The sequence below is a fragment of the Bilifractor porci genome (assembly GCF_009696005.1).
In the GTDB taxonomy this organism is placed as follows: domain Bacteria; phylum Bacillota; class Clostridia; order Lachnospirales; family Lachnospiraceae; genus Bilifractor; species Bilifractor porci.
The window spans coordinates 113,472-131,404 of record NZ_VUMV01000002.1; the positions used below are offsets into that span (position 1 = coordinate 113,472).

7 protein-coding genes and 2 pseudogenes are annotated in these 17,933 nt (G+C 57.9%); all 9 read left to right on the forward strand.

Going from position 1 to position 17,933, the window contains the following annotated elements; all coding sequences use genetic code 11:
* Nucleotides 1-31: 31 nt before the first annotated feature.
* The 9 genes and pseudogenes from FYJ60_RS03395 (at nt 32) to srtB (ending at nt 17,881) form a co-directional block, all read left to right on the forward strand.
* Entirely contained in the window at nt 32-907 is an 876-nt protein-coding gene (locus FYJ60_RS03395; RefSeq protein WP_205838943.1) for an AraC family transcriptional regulator, read from the forward strand.
* A gap of 796 nt (nt 908-1,703) precedes the next feature.
* Complete coding sequence (locus FYJ60_RS03400; RefSeq protein ID WP_154457174.1) at nt 1,704-7,103, forward strand: hypothetical protein; 5,400 nt, start codon at nt 1,704-1,706, stop codon at nt 7,101-7,103.
* A 379-nt stretch (nt 7,104-7,482) separates the two neighbouring features.
* Nucleotides 7,483-8,406: pseudogene (locus tag FYJ60_RS12915) on the forward strand (Ig-like domain-containing protein); the annotation flags it as partial.
* A gap of 1,206 nt (nt 8,407-9,612) precedes the next feature.
* Nucleotides 9,613-11,313, forward strand: a pseudogene (locus tag FYJ60_RS12920) (Ig-like domain-containing protein); the annotation flags it as partial.
* Between the two features lie 222 nt (nt 11,314-11,535).
* A complete protein-coding gene (locus FYJ60_RS12575) occupies nt 11,536-12,816 on the forward strand; it encodes a DUF4430 domain-containing protein (protein ID WP_235903304.1) in 1,281 nt (426 codons plus the stop codon).
* Nucleotides 12,806-13,987, forward strand: coding sequence for an energy-coupling factor transporter transmembrane component T (locus tag FYJ60_RS03415; protein WP_235903305.1), 1,182 nt, complete (start codon nt 12,806-12,808; stop codon nt 13,985-13,987). The genes FYJ60_RS12575 and FYJ60_RS03415 overlap by 11 nt, the downstream gene beginning before the upstream one ends.
* 232 nt (nt 13,988-14,219) lie before the next feature.
* A complete protein-coding gene (locus FYJ60_RS03420) occupies nt 14,220-16,100 on the forward strand; it encodes an ABC transporter ATP-binding protein (protein WP_330579095.1) in 1,881 nt (626 codons plus the stop codon).
* Between the two features lie 45 nt (nt 16,101-16,145).
* The gene (locus FYJ60_RS03425) at nt 16,146-17,012 is read left to right on the forward strand and encodes an ECF transporter S component (RefSeq protein WP_154457176.1); all 867 of its coding nucleotides are present in this window, start codon (nt 16,146-16,148) and stop codon (nt 17,010-17,012) included.
* A 20-nt stretch (nt 17,013-17,032) separates the two neighbouring features.
* Entirely contained in the window at nt 17,033-17,881 is an 849-nt protein-coding gene (gene srtB / locus FYJ60_RS03430; protein ID WP_205838944.1) for a class B sortase, read from the forward strand.
* Nucleotides 17,882-17,933: the final 52 nt, after the last annotated feature.

A 17,933-nucleotide genomic window follows, 5' to 3' on the forward strand; every position in this document is an offset into this window, starting at 1 on the left:
CGGAAACAGATTGCGGAGACAGGGGATATTCATGAGAAAAGATCCGACACAGGACAGCGTTTTACAGTATATTGACTCAATTCTTGATACGGACGCGGACACCGGGCAGATTGCCCGGCAGTTCGGTTTTTCTCCCGACCACTTCCGGCACCGTTTTTCGGTGGACTACGGCATCAGCCTGGCCGCGTATGTGCGCAGGCGGCGGCTGACCCGGGCAGTGCGGGAGCTCCGGGACGGGAGCACAGCAGAGGATGCGGCGCACAAATACCAGTTCTCCGGCGTCGCGTCCATGTCCAAGGCCTTTCGGAAGGAGTTCGGCTGCTCCATGAAGCAGGCGCTGACGGAAGGGGACTTTGCCGGCCAGACATTCCCATGCCCGGAATACGACAGGGAACAGGTGCTGGTCAGCATTGCGGAGATCCCGGAGCTGTACATGGTCGGCAGGCCGGTGGAGATCGGCGGCGCGGAGGCGTCGGAGCGCCTGGACCGCGCGGCGTGGTGGATTGACCATTCCCTCCCGGAATTCAGCGAAGAAGAAAAACAGCAGATCGGCGCGTATCAGCGCGACGTGATTGCCATGTGGTATCACCCGGAGGAACTGCCGGAGATCGTCTATCTTGTCGGCCCGGTGGTGCAGCCGGGTCGCGCCGCAGGGCCTCTGCCGGAAGGCCTGATCGAGGTGCACATTCCAAAGCAGCGCTACGCGGTCTTTCAGGTGCGCCGCCGGGTAAAGGCGCCCGGCAGGCAGCCGGAGATGGCGGAGGATATCCGGCAACTCTGCCGCTACATCTTCTGGGAGTGGGTGCCGGAGCACCACGCCGAGACGGACAAGTGGGGCTTTACCTTCGAGCGGTATCACGAGAGCAAGGCGATGATCTACCTGCCCCTGCTCCCCGAAAACGTCTAAAAGTCAGCCGTTTTGGACAACGACAAATTCACAGGACTGTGCTACGATAGACACATAAAAGACACAAATATCTGTACAGAAACATCACAATTCAATAGAAGTGTCGCGGCTCCCGCAGACGTTCGCAGAGACAGGAAGCCGCGTAGATGGAAGAAGGAACCGTGAAAGCTTAAATAACAAAGGGAAGCTTTCCGTTTCTGACGTCGCCGACGCTGTGCGCGAGAGCGTTCCCCGAAGCAGGAAACTGTGAGCTGAAAGGCTACCACTGTGAGAGAACTCATGGGAAGGGAGGAGGAACACGCAGGGGAGAGAAATTCTCCTCCTATCGCTAGTCAGAAGACTTACATTTCTAGTTGGATGCTACGCGGCGGGCGTGCGTCCAAAACAGAGTATACAAATACGGGTATACCGGTCAGAGATGATTGGTGTGCCCGTTTTTTGTGTCCGGAAAAGCAGTAACAGGGCGAGAGTCCTGCCAAGGCGTACAGAAGCTTCATAAAAACTTTATGCATAAAAAAGGAGGGAAAAACTATGAAGTAGCTAAAAAAGAAACTATTGACACTCGTATTATCTCTGGTCATGGTGCTGGGAATGGCTGTGCCTGTACTGGCGGACGACACTGCAGCAAGCACCGCGACAGCAGCAAATATCATATTGACCTAAGGCGGATATCAATACAGCAAGAGCTGAAAAAGCTCTATGCATTGGTTCAGAATAAAGGACAACGGATACTGGTAGTCTAGATCACCCCTTTGTTTCAAAAAGCAAAGGGGGTTTTTAATAGGGATTGAATAATATGCAAGTAAATCATAATAAAATAGGCATCACAGGCTTCTTAATTTTACTGTTTTTATTACTCGGAATACTGGCCTTTTTCCCACAAAAAGCGTATGCGGATACGACTAAGCATGATGTCAGTTTTACCATATCCGATGCTTCGTCTACGCTGTTAGATAAGGAATCAAATTTATATACAATCAATAAAGGTATATGGACTCTCAATTTTAATCTGGAAATTCAGGTACAGCTTCCAAGCGATACTTCCAAGATCGTTTCAATTAAAAGCACCTACGATTCTATGAATGTGGACTATGACAAGGCAGCCACTATTACCTATGGAGATAATGGCCTGTGTACGGTTCTTTTTGCAAAACCGTCTTCTAATATCGTTCGTTCTACGCTTATAAACGGAAGTGCATATTTCGATTTTCTTGTCGATACGGACGGTGTTCAGACGACCTATCGGCTTTTGGTAGCTGCCGATACTTTTGATTCTCAATTTTGGGGAAATGTTAACAGGATCAATGTGAAAGACATGGAGAGCAATGAAATACTCAGCGACAACATGTCTATTACAAAAGGAGATCTGAACAGCAAGGTATTATATTTAAGTCCATCGGATTGTTCAGGAAAGCTGGCATTCAACGTGCTGCGCACGCAAGATGATCTTGAGCCGGTGATCAAAGCGACACAATACGGACAGTGGATCAGTATCGGATGCAACTATATTTCGGTAAACGGCGGAGCGCCCCAGCGCTTTGATGTAGATTCCAGACAGTCTCAGAATAATGTCAGCGAAACGGTGACTTTAAAGAAGGGCTGGAATGAAATCAATCTGTTTTTTATACGTGGAAAAGGTGGCTACCTTGGTTCAAAAAAAAGGTTTTCGATATATTTTCCTTTTCCAGATTTTTCCAATCCTCTTGAAAGCAAGCCAATCAGAGATGATACTAACTGCACGGTTGCTACTTATCTGATTCACTGGGATGGAGCGGATGCTGAATCGGCGCAGGCAAGCTCAGATGCTTCTATTAAAGCGTTGGACCCGATCAATTACGGACGGGATGCGACAGACGAAATGACTGTGTACCCATATCAGTTGGGCGATAATTCAGCGGAAATTGTTCTGCCAAAATCTACGACAACAACCGCTATGCTTTGCGGAATTATCCCGAACAGTGCCGGCAGCCAGGTGACGGTGGAAGGACTGGACGAGAGCAAGTATGTCTGTGGGAACTATTTTTTCATAAAATACGCAAACAGCCGACTGTTTGGAGAAGACATAGAAAAAAATGTGGTGCAGAAAGATGACCAGGGCAGGCAGTATTTTACTGTTCATGTTACCGCACCTGACGGAGTGACGAAAAAGGATTACAAAATTTACCTTTTGTATAAATCCAGTGAGGCGCAGCTGAAGTCTGTCAATATCAAGGGAGCAACGGTAGACAATCTGGAGGAAGGGCTTGGAAACGGAGAGAATTCTTTCACCATGAAGCTGGATGCCGATGACGGAGATATTACACTGTCGGATTTCCAGGTATCGGACGGCGCGACCTTTACCGTGGACGGAAAGACGGTGCAGGACGGAAGCATTACCGTGAAACCCGGCAATATTACCAGGATTCATGTCACGGCCGAGGACACCATTACAAGCAAGGATTACTATTTGGTGCATCAGAAGCAGGACGGAACATACCCGTACTTTACGGTATCGGACGAGACCAGGAAGCAGGCGGAAGCGCTGCTTGGCAACTGGTATGACCGGACGTACAGCAACCTGAGTTCCATGAAGCTGAAGAAAGACCTGACAGGCGATGTCTGGCCGGTGTTTGAGGTCGCCGCCACGGATAAACCGGGAGACGGGAAAAATGATCTGGACGGCATGGTTGTCTCTGATCCGAACGACAAAAATGCAAAGCTTTCGGAGTGGAGCCAGCCTTCCGATTACGCGAAGGTGATCCTCTACCTCTGCATGATCGGGGAGAATCCCTGGAATTATACCGATCCGTCCGGGAACAACCTTGTCACATATCTGCAGGCAAACTGGGATGGACCATACGCACAGCCGGTCTGGTCTCTGATGGCATTAAAGGCAGCAGGAGCGGAGATTCCGGAACAGTGCAAGACAACGGTTAAAGGAATGGCTAAGAGCGCTTCTGTGGATCTGGATATCCGCGGGTGGTGCCTGAGCGCGATCGGGGACATGGTTTCTAAGGAGGAACTGGCAAAAACTGTTGAGAGTTTCCGTCCTGCCCTTCTTACCAGCGGTCCGGAGGCCGGAATGTTCTACAACAGCTGGTATCCGGAAGCCAATACAATTTCCCACGGCTGCGTGCTGGAGGGTCTGGCCGGGGCAGGCGTGGATCCGGAGAATATTTTCTCTGTATCAGATACCGCTTCTCCGCTGAAGTCGCTCTGGCAGTATGTCAATGAGGACGGAAGCTACGCATATAACAGAAGTGGCTCCGTACCAAACAACTACATGAAGGACATGATCATCGGTCTGGGTGATACGCTGAACGGCGACAACGTCTGGAAGCGCTACGGACTGACCCTGACCAAATACAATACGCTGCTCACCTCTGTGTCCGCTTATCTGGGCGGAGAGGATGCCAAAACCGCGGACGCGGACAAGCTGGCAGTGCTGAATACAGCTTATGAAGCGGCGAAGACTGCCTATACCGGAGCGGCAAGTCCCTACGGAATCGGGCAGCAGTACTACAATCTCTATGAGGCGATGGCGGCGCTGGATCCGACAGTTGTCGGAAAGCCGGATGTGCGCATCTGCACCATGGAGCAGTCGGATCAGGTGGATGCAGTGATCGAAAAGCTCGATAAGCTTCAGGATCTGGCCAGCGTAACCGACGACCAGGTGAAAGAGGCCAGAGAAGCCTATGACGCCCTGGGTGGCGATGACGAGACACTGCAGAAGAGACTGCAAAGCTATGTCAAAAATGCCTCCAATCTGACGGAGGCGGAGAGCTACCGCGCCTTTGCGGGCAAGGTGGACGCCATCGGAGAGGTCACTGCGGACAGCGGAGACGCGATCGCGGCGGCGCAGGAAGCCTATGGCAAGCTGGACGAGCCGATGCGTGAAAAGGAAATCGTGCAGCAGAAGTACAGCGTTCTGCAGGATGCGGATGCGATTTACAAGGCACTCACTGCCATTGCGGCAATTCCGGAGACGGATCAGCTGACGGCGGCAGACGCGGACACGGTAAAGGCGGCGCGGGAAGCCTATGACCTGCTAAGCCGCACGCAGAAGGCAAAGATTACAACGGCGTCCAGACTGATCCAGGCGGAAGAGCGGCTTCGCGACCTGACGGCTATTTCGTCTGTGGTACAGGCGATTGACGCCCTGCCGGCCGCGGCGGATGTAACGCTGGACAATCAGGATGAAGTGGCGAAGGCGCAGGCGCAGTTCCAGGCGCTTACGCAGGCGCAGCAGGCGCTTGTGGGAGAGGAGAGATCCTCCAAGCTCCAGGCGCTTGTGGCTGCCATTGCGCAGCAGCAGTCGGATGCCCAGCAGGTGGCGGCGGTTGTAAATGCCGTTGATGCCCTGCCGGATCCGGCGGCGCTGACGGTGGACAACTATGAGCAGTACGAGACGGCCGTCACCAATGCGGCAGGAATGTACAACGCCCTGGCGACAGACATCCTGCGCAGCCGTGTGACCAATGCGGACAAGCTGAAGAAGCTGCAGGACAGCATCGCGGATCTGCGCAGCCGGAACCTGCTGGCACAGGCGGAAGCCCTGCCGGATGCCTCGGCGCTGACCGGCAAGGAAGAGGACGGATCGGATGTGCAGGTTACCTCGCAGACGCTGAAGGAGATCGCCTACGCGCAGAATCTCTACGGCGCGATGGCGGACGACGACAGACAGATTTTTGCCAACGAGCATCCGGAGTTGAATACAAAGCTGCAGGAACTCTTTAAGGCTGCCGGCGTCTACGACGAATATGTACAGGATGTGCTTCAGCCGCTGGTGGATAAAATCGGTGCGCTGGAGACGCCGCTGACCAGGGAAAATCTGGCGGAGGCAAACGAGCTGATCGACAAGTACAACAGCAATGATGCGGCGAAGACCTATCTGGACAGCATCATCTACAATGAGGGCACCGAAAACGCGTTTACTCTGAAGGACAAAATGGCCGAAGTGCAGAAGCAGGCGGATCAGCTGACAAAAGATCTCGCGGACGCCGCGGAAGTGGACGCGGAGCTGGAGAAGCTTCCCCAGACCGTGACCAGCCAGGAGGAGCGGGACGCCGCAGAGAAGTCTCTTCAGGCGGCGGAAGAAAAGGTAAAGGCATTGAACGATCAGGCGCGCGCAAATCTGGCGTACACAGACCGTGTGACCGCACTGCAGAACGCAATCAATGCCTTTGACGCGGATAAGACGGCGGCGGATGCCCTGCAGGAGAAAATCGAGGCGGCGCAGAACGCGCTGAACGAGAGCCAGACGGCGGACAGCACCGTGGCGGCGCTCAAGACGGCGGAGGAAGCATACAACGCCGCGGAGAGTACGCCGACGGTAAAGGCGCTTCTGACAGACGGGGCGAGAGAATTTATGGAGGCCAGCGCGGATGCGGAGCAGCAGATTCAGGCTGCCAAACAGAAGGCGCTCCAGACCAAGGCGGAGAAGAACGGCCTGCCGCAGCTGGCGGACGGCTCGGCCCTGCCCTGGGATGTGATGCTCACCGTTGAGCCTCTGGCGCAGAGCAATGACAGCTACGGAACCCTGCAGAATGCCATGAAGGGCAAAGACGCGGAGGCACTGAAGGCCTTCACGCTTACCGCAAAGCGCATCCTCGCGGACGGCACGGAAGAGAGCTGGACGCCGGACACGGCCCTGCCCTTTACACTTGACGCGGGACAGGATCTGACGGGAAGAACCGTCTACCTGGCACTGCTTCCGACAGCCACGCAGCGGACGCACGGACTGATGCGCGCGGCAGTCAGCACAGCCGGCACGACGGATCCGGCATGGGTGAATACCTCCGTTAACAGCTCCCTGGTCAGCTTCTCGGCGGATCAGATGGGAAGCTACATGCTTGGTCTGAAGAACGCCGCGGCGGCGGACAATCAGGAAGAGGAAGACGACAACAAAAACAATAATGAAAATCTGAACGGCCAGGGCAGCGGCCAGAACGGATCCGGAGGAAATGCCGGAACGCCGGCTTCTTCCGGAAGCGGAAACACCGGCAACACGGGAAATGCCGCAAAGACGGCAAACGGCACGGCGGGCAAGACGGCTTCCGGTACGACAGCGGCTCTGAACGCGACGGCGGGCGGCGCGTCCGGCGTGCCCCAGACGGGAGATCCGATTCCGCAGGAGACTGCGGCGGCGCTGGCCATGGTGCTGCTGGGCGCCGCGGTGTTCGCGCTTGCGCGAAAAAAGAAAAAAGAGCTGCAGTAAGAAAATCAGGAGGATTGATTCGATGAAGAAGAGAATCACAATCGGAAAAAGGCTGCTGACCATGCTGCTTGCCGTCCTCCTGACAGCGGGGCTTCTGGCAGGGGTATCTCCTGCGCCGGTACAGGCGCAGGAGGCCGCTGCCTCCTCCTATGTTGTGCTCTCGGTGGAGAAGTTTGCCATCGGGCGCGGCTGGATTACGGAGCCGGACATTGTCCCGGTGACGGAGGGGGAGACGGTGGCGCAGGTGCTGCAGGATTACCTGCCGGCCAAGGGCTATCCGCTGGAGATTAAGGAGACGGCGTCCTACGGCGCCTACCTGTCCGGAATCCAGAACGCGGACCCGGACGGTACGCTGGTGCTCCCGGAGAGCACAAGAAAGATGGCGGCAAAGGCGGGCATTACCATCCCGTCCGACCTGGCCAATAAGGATGCCCCGCACCTGCGGGAGTTTTCCTATGGGAACGACGCGGCCGGAACCAACACCTCCGGCTGGATCTATTCGGTAAACAATACGATTCCGGGCGTCGGAATCGGCTACTACAAGGTCAGTTCCGGAGATGTCGTCCGTCTGCAGTTTACGCTGTACGGCACGGGCGAAGACATCTCCGGGGAGGTCTACGGAGGCACGCCGGACTATGTCCGCGCGGACAAGTCGGCGCTGCTGACCAGGCTGGCCTACATTAACCAGAACCCGTCCCAGTGGCTGGACACAGAGGCAAAGCAGAGCGCTTATCAGGCGGCCTGCACTGTCGTACAGCAGCTGGACGCCACGCAGTCCCAGGTGGACGCGGCGCTGAAGGCTCTGCCGGAGCGCGCCATGGTCTGGCCGGAGCTGGTGACGCTTTCCGCATCGGAGCTGACGCTCTATATAAACGGGGAGTCCGAAAAGCTGACGGCCACCGTCAGCCCGGAGAACGCGGATTTTTCGGAGCTGACCTGGGAGAGCTCCGACAGCAGCATTGCCACGGTTGACCAGAAGGGAAATGTGACGCCCCACGGACGGGGCGACGTGCAGATTTCCGCGAAGACGCAGAGCGGCCTTGCCGGCCAGTGTACCGTGCATGTGGTAGACAGGCCGTACCAGAGCATCACGATGAACACGGCCTCCGTTTTTCTGGAGGCGGATCAGACGGCGCAGCTCTCGGTAACGGGTTCGCCTGCCAACGCCACGGAGGCGCTGCGTCTGACCTGGAGCAGCGACCGGGAGTCGGTGGCAAAGGTAGACCAGAACGGACTTGTCACATCGGTGGCAAAGGGCACCGCGAAGATTACGGCGGTCCAGCAGGGCTCCGGCATCCAGGCGTCCTGCACCGTAACGGTTGGGGACGCCAAGGAAGTGGCGGAGCAGGTGCAGGCGCAGATCGAGGCACTTCCGAAGGCAGGAGATCTGAAAATCAGTGACGCGGACGCGGTGCACGCCGCGCAGGCAGCGTGGGACAGCTTGAGCGATACGGCGCGCGGCTACCTGAAGGATGCGGACGCCCTGGAGCGTCGGCTGAAACGCTGCACGGAGCAGATGACGCAGCTGGAGAAAACCTACGCGGGCGTACTGGCTGTGGAGGCACAGATCGAAGCCCTGCCGTCCCTGTCTGCCCTGACGCTGGCGGACCAGACGGCGGTGGACGCCGCCCAGGCAGCGTATCAGGCGCTCTCCACCACGGAGAAGGGACTGATGGACGCCAGCCTGCTGCGGAAGCTGACGCAGGCATCCGGCAGAATCGAGGAGCTGCAGAAGCAGCTGGCCGCGGCGCAGCAGGCGCTTGCCGGGGTGGATCCGGACGGAGGTCTTTCCCAGGCGGCTGCGGTGGCAGCCGCGGCGGAGGCATACCAGAACCTGGACGACGGGCAGAAGAGCCAGCTGGACGGCGCGCTTATGCAGAGACTGAACACAGCCCTTGCCAACCTGACGGCGCAGGTGGAGGCCGCGGTCAACGCACTGGACACCGGGGCGGCTTTTAATCTTCAGGCGCAGACCGTACAGGACTACCTGGCGGCGGAAAACGCGCTGAACCTCTGCGGCGGCCTGCTGACGGTGTCGGATTCCGTCCAGCAGAAGCGCCCGGCGGCGCAGGCGTATATCGCAGGCGGAATTTCCACATCCGGAAAGGTAACGCAGAGCGGGTCGGACTGGTACTTGAAGCTGGAAGCCTCGCGGCTCTCGTCCCTGACAGCGGTCAGCGAGGCGGTGCGGAAAAAGGACGCCACGGCGGATGATGCCGCGGCGGCATGGAAGATCAGCTGGAAGGATCTGCGCAGCGGATCAGAGGCGGTTCCGGATCAGCCGGAGTCGCTGACCTTCTCGGTCGGCGGCCTTTCCGACCTGTCGGATCCGGCGCTGTATCTGGTGCAGGACGCATCCTCCGGCGCGGGAAAGACAACAGTTAAAAAACTGCAGGCGCAGTTTAACGCCGCGGCCGGTATCGTAACGATCCGGACGGATGTGCCGGGAATCTATGCGGTTGCCGGGCATGTGGTGCCGCTTACCGGACTGACGCTGCAGACAACGGCGTCCCTGCTGAAAGGAGAGTCCCTGCAGCTGACGCCCGGACTGGTGCCGACAGAGACGACGGAGCGGCCCTCCTACGTGTGGAGCAGCTCTTCGGAAGATGTGGCGACGGTCAGCAGCAGCGGCGTGGTAAAAGGTGTAAAAAAAGGAACCGCCACCATCACGGTGCGCGTAAAGGGAGACAGCTCCCTCTACGCATCCTGCAAGGTTACGGTGCGCACCGGGGCGAACGCCCTCTCGAAATCGGTCGGCACGATCCTGAAGGAAACGGACGCCTACGTGCAGTCCGTCGATACCAGCCCGACGGTCGGAAGCGAGTGGTATGTGCTTGCCTCCGCCCGCTACGGAAGGAATCTTTCGGACAGCTATTTTTCCACCTACTATAACCATCTGGCCAACTACCTGAAGGAGAAGAACGGCGTGCTCTCGGACACGAAGATGTCGGAGTACTCCAAGATAATCCTGGTGCTGACGGCTATCGGGAAGGACGCGCAGAATGTGGCGGGCTACAACCTGCTGCAGAATCTTGCGGATTTTGACAAGGTAAAGAGCCAGGGGCTGAACGGCCCGATCTGGGCGCTGATCGCGCTCAAGTCCAACCCGGCCTACAGCATCCCGAAGGTGAGCGGGGTCGGCACGCAGACCACGGAGGATGTGCTGGTGCAGTATCTTCTGGACCGACAGCTTTCGGACGGCGGCTGGGCGCTCTCCGGCACCTCGGCGGACACGGATATTACGGCCATGACGCTGCAGGCGCTTGCACCCTACTATCAGAAAGAGGGAAGAGAGAAGGTAACTGCGGCCATCGACAGGGCGCTGGACCGGCTGGGGAAAATGCAGCTCTCGGACGGCGGCTACGGCACCATGGGCGTGGAGACCTCGGAATCTGTCGCACAGGTGCTTACCGCTCTCACGGCGCTGGGAATCGACCCGAAGACGGACGCGCGCTTTATCAAGGGCGGCAGCTGGACGGTGGAGAACATGATCTCCTACCACATCGACAACAGTGGCTTTATGCATGTAAAGCCCGGCGCGGCCAATAACGGGGGCGCCGCCGCCGGATCGGTGGACGGGCTGGCGACAGGCCAGGGCTTCTATTCGCTGGTAGCCTATCAGCGGATGCTGGACGGAAAGGCTTCCCTGTATGATATGTCCGACGTCACTCTGACGGCGGGAGGACAGGGAGACGGCAAAGGCACGGGGCTGGAGAATACCAAAACCGGCACGTCCGGAACCGGAAGCTCCAGCGGAAAGACAGCAGGAGGAACAGACAGCGGCCGCGGCTCCGGCAGCTCCGGGGGCTCTTCCGGCGGAAGCGGTTCTGGGGCTCGCGTCTACAGCGGCACAGCGGCCGCGTCCGGCGCAGCCGGAAAGACGGCGGGAAAGACGGCGGCCGGCTCCACGGGCGCAGCCAAGCCCGCAGAGTCCGTTTCTTCGGACAGCTCCGGGAACAGCGGCTGGCAGTTTACCGGAAAGGATATGGACCTGACCGGGGATGAGGACGGAGAGGCCTCCGCGGAGATGGCGGTCGGCAGCACCTCCGGCGATCCGGGCAAGTCCGCCGCGGCTTCCGGAAACGGGGCCGAACAGGGCGTGACTTCCCATGCGGGCGCGTTCCTGCCGTATATCATCTGCATACTGGCAGGTGCGGCGGTGTTCGGCGTGTGCCTGTACCTGGCTTACAGGAAAAAGCGCAGGCCGTAGCGTGGGACAGAGTTTTACATAACGAGATATGTTGGGGTCAAAAGGTCTTTTGCCCCCAAATGATGTCAATAATTATTTGTTTTTTGAAACTTCTGGCATCATCAGATAACTTTTGTGGTGAATTTCAAATCAGACGGAAGCCGGACTGCGTGGCGCCTCTTACGGGGTACTGCGCCGGTTTCGGTCTGATGGTTTCGGTCTGGTACCGGGAGGCAGATGATCATGCGGAGGAAACTCAGAAAGGGGTTTGCCGCGTTTCTCGCCCTGTTTGTGCTGCTGGCCTGTCTGGCCGGATGCGGCGGCGTAAACAGCAGTCAAGTAACGCGGATGGACCGGGACGCGCAGAAGACGGCAGAGGAGGTTGTCTCTTCCTCTTCCGGCGGCGCGGAGACACTGGAGCGGGAGACAGAGTTGCCCGCGGACGGCGTGATAACGCAGAAGCAGATGGAGTCCATTGCGGGGAAGCAGGGAGAATACAGCTTCTACGCGACGGACAAGGAGACTGGAATCCTCTATACGTGGATTTACGACGGAGCCAGGATACAGAACCCTGTGGAACAGAATCTTAAAGTCAGCTTCCCGCAGGACAAAACGGAGGAGGTAAAGAAAGCGGCGGATCACGCATCGGTCGGGCTGGGGATCTCTCTGCCCAAGACCAACCTGGCCGCTCCGGCGCGCCTGCGCCTGACGCTTACGGAGAAGTGGGACGCGGACACGGTGATCCTGGTCGGCATGGCGGACGGCTCCCCGGAAAAGGTGACGGATGTCACAGTGGGGGAGACGGAGAAAGACGGCGGCAAGGTGACAACGCTGGAATTCCAGGTGCGAAAGACGGGAGACGTCTTTTATCTGGTCGGCGGGAAGTCCGCGGCCGCGGACAGCAGCTCCTCTTCGGTTTCTTCCTCTTCGGGATCGGCCGGAAGTGAAAAGGGATCACAAAGGACGGCCGCTGGCGGCAGCACGCAGGGAAGTGCTGCGCAGGGCGGCACCGGGACGGCCGGAAATACAGGTGCCGCGAAGAATACGGAAGGCAGCGGCGGCACAGACGGTACGGACGGGACAGGCGGTTCCGGCAGCGGAAACAGCGGATCGGCGCATACCTGTACCATCTCGATCGACTGTATGACTATCCTGAACAACATGGATAACCTGAAGAGCACCAAGACGTCCTTTGTTCCGGCGGACGGGTATATTTTGTACGCCTCGACGGTGGAGTACACCCCCGGCGAGACGGTCTACGACCTTCTGTACCGGATCTGCCGCGACACCGGCATCCAGATGGAGGCTGACTACACGCCGGTCTACAGCTCCTACTATGTGCGTGGCATCAACCAGCTGTACGAATTTGACTGCGGCGAGCTTTCCGGCTGGATGTACAGCGTAAACGGGTGGTTCCCGAACTACGGCTGCTCGAAATACACTATCAGCGACGGCGACGTGATCCAGTGGCGCTATACCTGCGACCTGGGGCGCGATGTGGGAGACCAGTATTATGACAACTGAGAAAGCCGGACAGTCCGCCCCGGCCGGCAGCGTGGGTGCAGAACATAGCACGGGTCCGGAAGGCAGTCCGTATATGGAGGGCAGACCGGGGGCGGGGCGCAGTTTTTGTGCGAAACGCAGCATGGGTACGGAAGGCAGCCCGTATACGGACCACAGTCCGGGTGCGGAGCGAGGGGCGAAAAAACAGAAGAAACGCAGGGCGGATGCCTTTTCGTCCTGCCATCCGGCCGTAAATTTTGTGTATTTTCTGGTGGTGCTTCTGACAACGGTTCTGATGACCCATCCGGTACTGCTTGGCATCTCCTTTGCGGGGGCGCTCTGCTATGCGGGGCGCCTGCGCGGCTGGAGGCCGGTGCTGAAATTTAATATTCTTTATTCTATTCCGGCAATGATTCTGGTCGCGCTGATCAACCCCCTGTTCAACCACTACGGCGTGACCTTTCTGTTTTATCTGAAAACAGGGCCGGTCACGGTCGAGGCGATTGTCTACGGCGTTGTCCTCTCCTCGATGCTTTTTATCTCCATCCTGTGGTTTTCCTGCTGCAACGTCGTGATGACGACGGACAAGTTTGTCTACCTGTTCGGGCGCGTCATTCCGGCGCTTTCGCTGGTTCTGTCCATGGTGTTCCGGTTTGTGCCCCGCTTTCACGCGCAGGCGAAAATTATCCGGAACGGGCAGAAGGCGGTCGGCAGGGACGCTGGCAGCGGTAACCTGATACAGAGAATCCGGCACTCGATTACGATCCTCTCGGTGCTGATCACCTGGGCGCTGGAGAACGCGATCGATACCTCGGATTCCATGCAGTCCCGCGGCTACGGGCTGCACGGGCGGACGGCGTTTTCGATTTTCCGCTTCGATGTCAGAGACGGGATGGCCTGCGGTGTTCTGGGCGCGTCCATGGCGGTTTTTCTGTTGGGCGCGTCGCAGGGCGTGACGACGGCGGTATATAATCCGTATATCAGCATCGGGGGCTGGCCGCTTACGCCGGCCGGCGTCCTCTGCTTTGCGGCGTGGGCGGTTATCTGCTTTTTTCCGTCCGTGCTTGGTGCGGTGGAGGATGCGCGGTTCGCCTCCCTTGCCAGGAAGGCGCGGCTGGAGAGGCATCTGCCCTGGTACCTGCAGGACCCGGTACAGCACGGGAAGGAAAGCTCCGCCCCGACGGCCGGGTAAACCAAACCAACCGAACCGGGGTGGAGTTACATTTGCTGCGGAAGTAACCGGAGACAGCCCTGCCCCGGCTGCCGGGCAGCCAGCCGACCGGTGATTTTACATACTGTGCGGCAGGGCGGAGGGAAATCTGGCTTCGGCGGCAGGATGATATAGACATAAGTACAGATACATGATGACTGCCGCGGTGCTTCCATCCGGAAACGCTCCGCGGCTGCCCGGGGGAGATTAAGACGTGCATATTTTAGAGGTGGAAGCGTTCAGCTTCCAGTATCCGGAGGCTTCGGCTCCTGCCCTGAAGCAGGTAGACATGACAGTAGAGGAAGGCAGCTTTGTGGTGCTCTGCGGAAAAAGCGGATGCGGAAAGAGCACGCTGCTCCGGCAGTGCAAGAGCGTTCTTGCCCCGCACGGGAAGCGCAGCGGCGCGATACGCTACTGCGGCGTGCCGCTGGATGAGGTTTCCCACCGCACGCAGAGCGCGGAGATCGGCTACGTCCTGCAGAATCCGGACAACCAGATTGTGACGGACAAGGTCTGGCATGAGCTTGCCTTCGGGTTGGAAAGCCTGGGGTGCGACACGCCGACCATCCGTCTGCGGGTGGCGGAGATGGCGTCCTATTTCGGAATCCAGGACTGGTTTATGCGCAATGTGTCGGAGCTCTCCGGCGGGCAGAAGCAGCTGCTGAACCTGGCCTCTGTCATGGCCATGCACCCGCGGCTGCTGATTCTGGACGAGCCGACCAGCCAGCTGGATCCGATTGCCGCCTCGGATTTTCTGGAGACGGTGCGGAAGATCAACCGGGACATCGGAACGACCATTCTGCTTACGGAACACCGGCTGGAGGATGTCATACCGTGGGCGGACAGCCTTCTGGTTATGGACAGCGGGCGCATGATCGCAACGGGAACCCCATCGGAGATCGGACAGTGCCTTCACGATATGGGACACGACATGTTTCTCTCCATGCCGACGCCGATGCAGATTTACGCCGGGGTGACGGCGCAGGAGCAGAAAGCGCACGCACTTACGTGTCCGCTGACGGTCAGCGAGGGACGCAGATGGATGCAGGAGTTGCTGGACGCGGAAGCGGTGCAGACAGAACCGCATCCTTCGGACGTGGCCGACGCCAAAGAAAGAAACGGGAAACCCCAAAATCCGTCTGCGGGCGGAACAAGCCCGGAAGAGATTTTGGCGGCATGCGGAGAAAGAGAAAAAGGAGTTTCGGCAGCCGCGGAGATGCCGGAACCTGCGGGCAAACGTAATCCGAAGGATGCCCGCGGCGGGGACATCCCGGCGATCCGGGTCCGGGATGTCTGGTTCCGCTACGACCGCGATCTGCCGGATGTCGTGCGCGGCCTCTCTATGGACGTGCGGCGCGGCGAGATTTTTGCGATTGTCGGCGGCAACGGCACGGGCAAGAGTACGACCATGAATCTGATTGCGCACATTCGTTTTCCCTACCGGGGGCGGATCTGGCTGAACGGCCGCGACATCAATAAGTATTCCGATGATGAGCTGTACCACGGTTTTCTGGGAGTGATGCCGCAGAACCCGCAGAGCCTCTTTGTAAAAAAGACGGTGCGGGAGGATCTGTACGAGATGATAGACGGAAAAAGGCAGAAAAAAACCTCTGCTTATCCGATTGACATGCCGAAAAAGGAAGCCGTGGAGGGTATCGCCTCGTTGACCATGCTGGAGGATCTGCTGGATCGCCACCCGTATGATCTGTCCGGCGGAGAGCAGCAGCGGCTGGCTCTTGCGAAGGTGCTGCTGCTGCGCCCGCAGATTCTGCTTATGGACGAGCCGACAAAGGGTATCGACAATTACTTCAAGCGGGATCTGGGGCAGATTCTGCGCCGGCTTACCGCCCATGGGGTGACGGTTCTGATGATCTCTCACGATGTGGAGTTCTGCGCGCAGTACGCGGATCGGGTGGGGCTGTTTTTCCAGGGCAATCTTGTCACAAGCAACACAACCCGCGCCTTTTTTGCGGGGAACAGCTTCTACACGACAGCGGCGAACCGGATGGCCCGTCACTTCTATCCGGACGCGGTCACCGCGGAGGATGTGATCACGGCGATGAACCGCACATTAGCCCAGAGCCGCGGAAGCTGATATGGCGGAAGCCGGACGGAAAAGACTGGAAAGGAGAGACGATTCATGCTGGAGGAAGAAAAGCTTGACCGGTTTCTGGATGCTTTTCTGGAAAACAAGCGCCCGCAGCAGCCGGTAGACACGGATTTCCGCGACAGCGAGGCTGCGGCGCAGCCGGAGGATTCTGTTTTTGCGCAGGCGCAGCAGATCCTCGTGGCTCCCGTGCACAAGGGAAAGCTGACAAAGCGTACCATTGTCTCCATTTTTATCATCCTGCTTCTGATACCGCTTACCATCTGGGTCGGCATTAATGTGTTCGGAGACAGAAAATATCTGGTCATCAGTCTGGTGATCCTGGTTTTTTCCATGCTGCCCTTTTTTATGGTGTTCGAGGGAAGAAAGCCGAAGGCGCGGGAGCTGATGATTATCGCGGTGATGACGGCTCTGGCGGTTGCTTCGCGTGCCGTGCTGTTCGCGTTTCCCAGCTTTAAGCCGGTGGAGACCTTTGCCATCCTTACCGGCGTGTGCTTCGGCGCGGAATCCGGTTTTCTGGTCGGATCGCTGACCATGCTCTCCTCCAATATGCTGTTCGGGCAGGGGCCGTGGACGCCCTGGCAGATGTTCTCGGCCGGCATCATCGGCTTCCTGGCCGGGATTCTGTACCAGAAGGGATGGCTGAAGGCCAGCCGCTGGTCTCTGTGCGTCTATGGTTTTCTGACCACGGTTTTTATCTACGGCGGCATTATGAATCCGGCGGCGCTGGTGATGAGCTCTTACGCGATTAACTGGAAGAACCTGCTGGCGATCTATATCTCCGGCGTGCCGGTGGATCTGGTACACGCGCTGGCAAACGTGCTGTGCCTCTGGTTTATCAGTCAGCCGATGCTGGAAAAGTTGGAGCGGATTAAGGTAAAATACGGTCTGATTGAATGAAGGGAAAGGAGTGCAGAAAAGTGCACAGTTGTATGGAACGGATTCGGAAATGGGCGCAGAGCCTGACACAGCGTCAGAAACTTATCATCCTTCGGGTGGTGATGGCCACGGCGGCTGCGCTGATTGTTTTCGGCGCGGCGCGGATGTTCTGGCTGCAGAAGCAGTATGCGGACGCGGATCGGGAGTATGCAAAGGTACGGGAGCTGGCAGGTGTTACCGATCCGTCGGGGGATAACAACTTGGAGTCTGTCGGTACAGTTTCTTCTTCCTCATCGGGAAGTGCCGCGGCGCTTTTGCCCGGGGAGCTGCCGACGGTCGCGTTGGACAAGCTGCAGAAGGAGAATCCGGACACGGTCGGCTGGCTGTATGCGCCGGCGCTGGGAATCAACTATCCGATCATGCAGGATACGGACAACACGTACTATATTAAGCATACCTTTTCCGGCGGCCGCAATGACAGCGGCAGTATTTTCCTGGACGCGGAGGCAGCGGCGGACTTTTCCGATAAGAATACCTACATCTTCGGGCATAACATGCGGAACGGCTCCATGTTCGGGAGTCTGAAAAAGGTGCGGGAGACCGGGCTGGTATCGGAAAATCCGTATTTCTGGATTTACCGTGAGGACGGCTGGCACATGTACCAGATTTTCTCGTATCATAATGCCAATGCGGACCGGAAGGACATGGCCTTTCAGACGTCATTTGAGAATGATCAGGCGTATCAGCAGTTTCTGACCTACCTGCAGGAGCAGTCGGAGGAGGATCTGCATGTGGCGCTGGATGTGAACGACAAGATTGTCTCGCTGTCCACCTGCACCGGGGATTCCGCCGTGCGGCTTGTTGTGCACGGGAAGCTGGTGGACGTGTAAATCCACCGGCAGGTGAAAAACGCTTACGCACGGACATAGTGCGCGGAGGTGG

Bases quoted from the DNA above. Each gene is read 5' to 3' on its own strand.
- FYJ60_RS03395 (WP_205838943.1), top strand. From the start codon at position 32: ATGAGAAAAGATCCGACACAGGACAGCGTTTTACAGTATATTGACTCA.
- FYJ60_RS03400 (WP_154457174.1), top strand. From the start codon at position 1,704: ATGCAAGTAAATCATAATAAAATAGGCATCACAGGCTTCTTAATTTTA.
- FYJ60_RS12575 (WP_235903304.1), top strand. From the start codon at position 11,536: ATGCGGAGGAAACTCAGAAAGGGGTTTGCCGCGTTTCTCGCCCTGTTT.
- FYJ60_RS03415 (WP_235903305.1), top strand. From the start codon at position 12,806: ATGACAACTGAGAAAGCCGGACAGTCCGCCCCGGCCGGCAGCGTGGGT.
- FYJ60_RS03425 (WP_154457176.1), top strand. From the start codon at position 16,146: ATGCTGGAGGAAGAAAAGCTTGACCGGTTTCTGGATGCTTTTCTGGAA.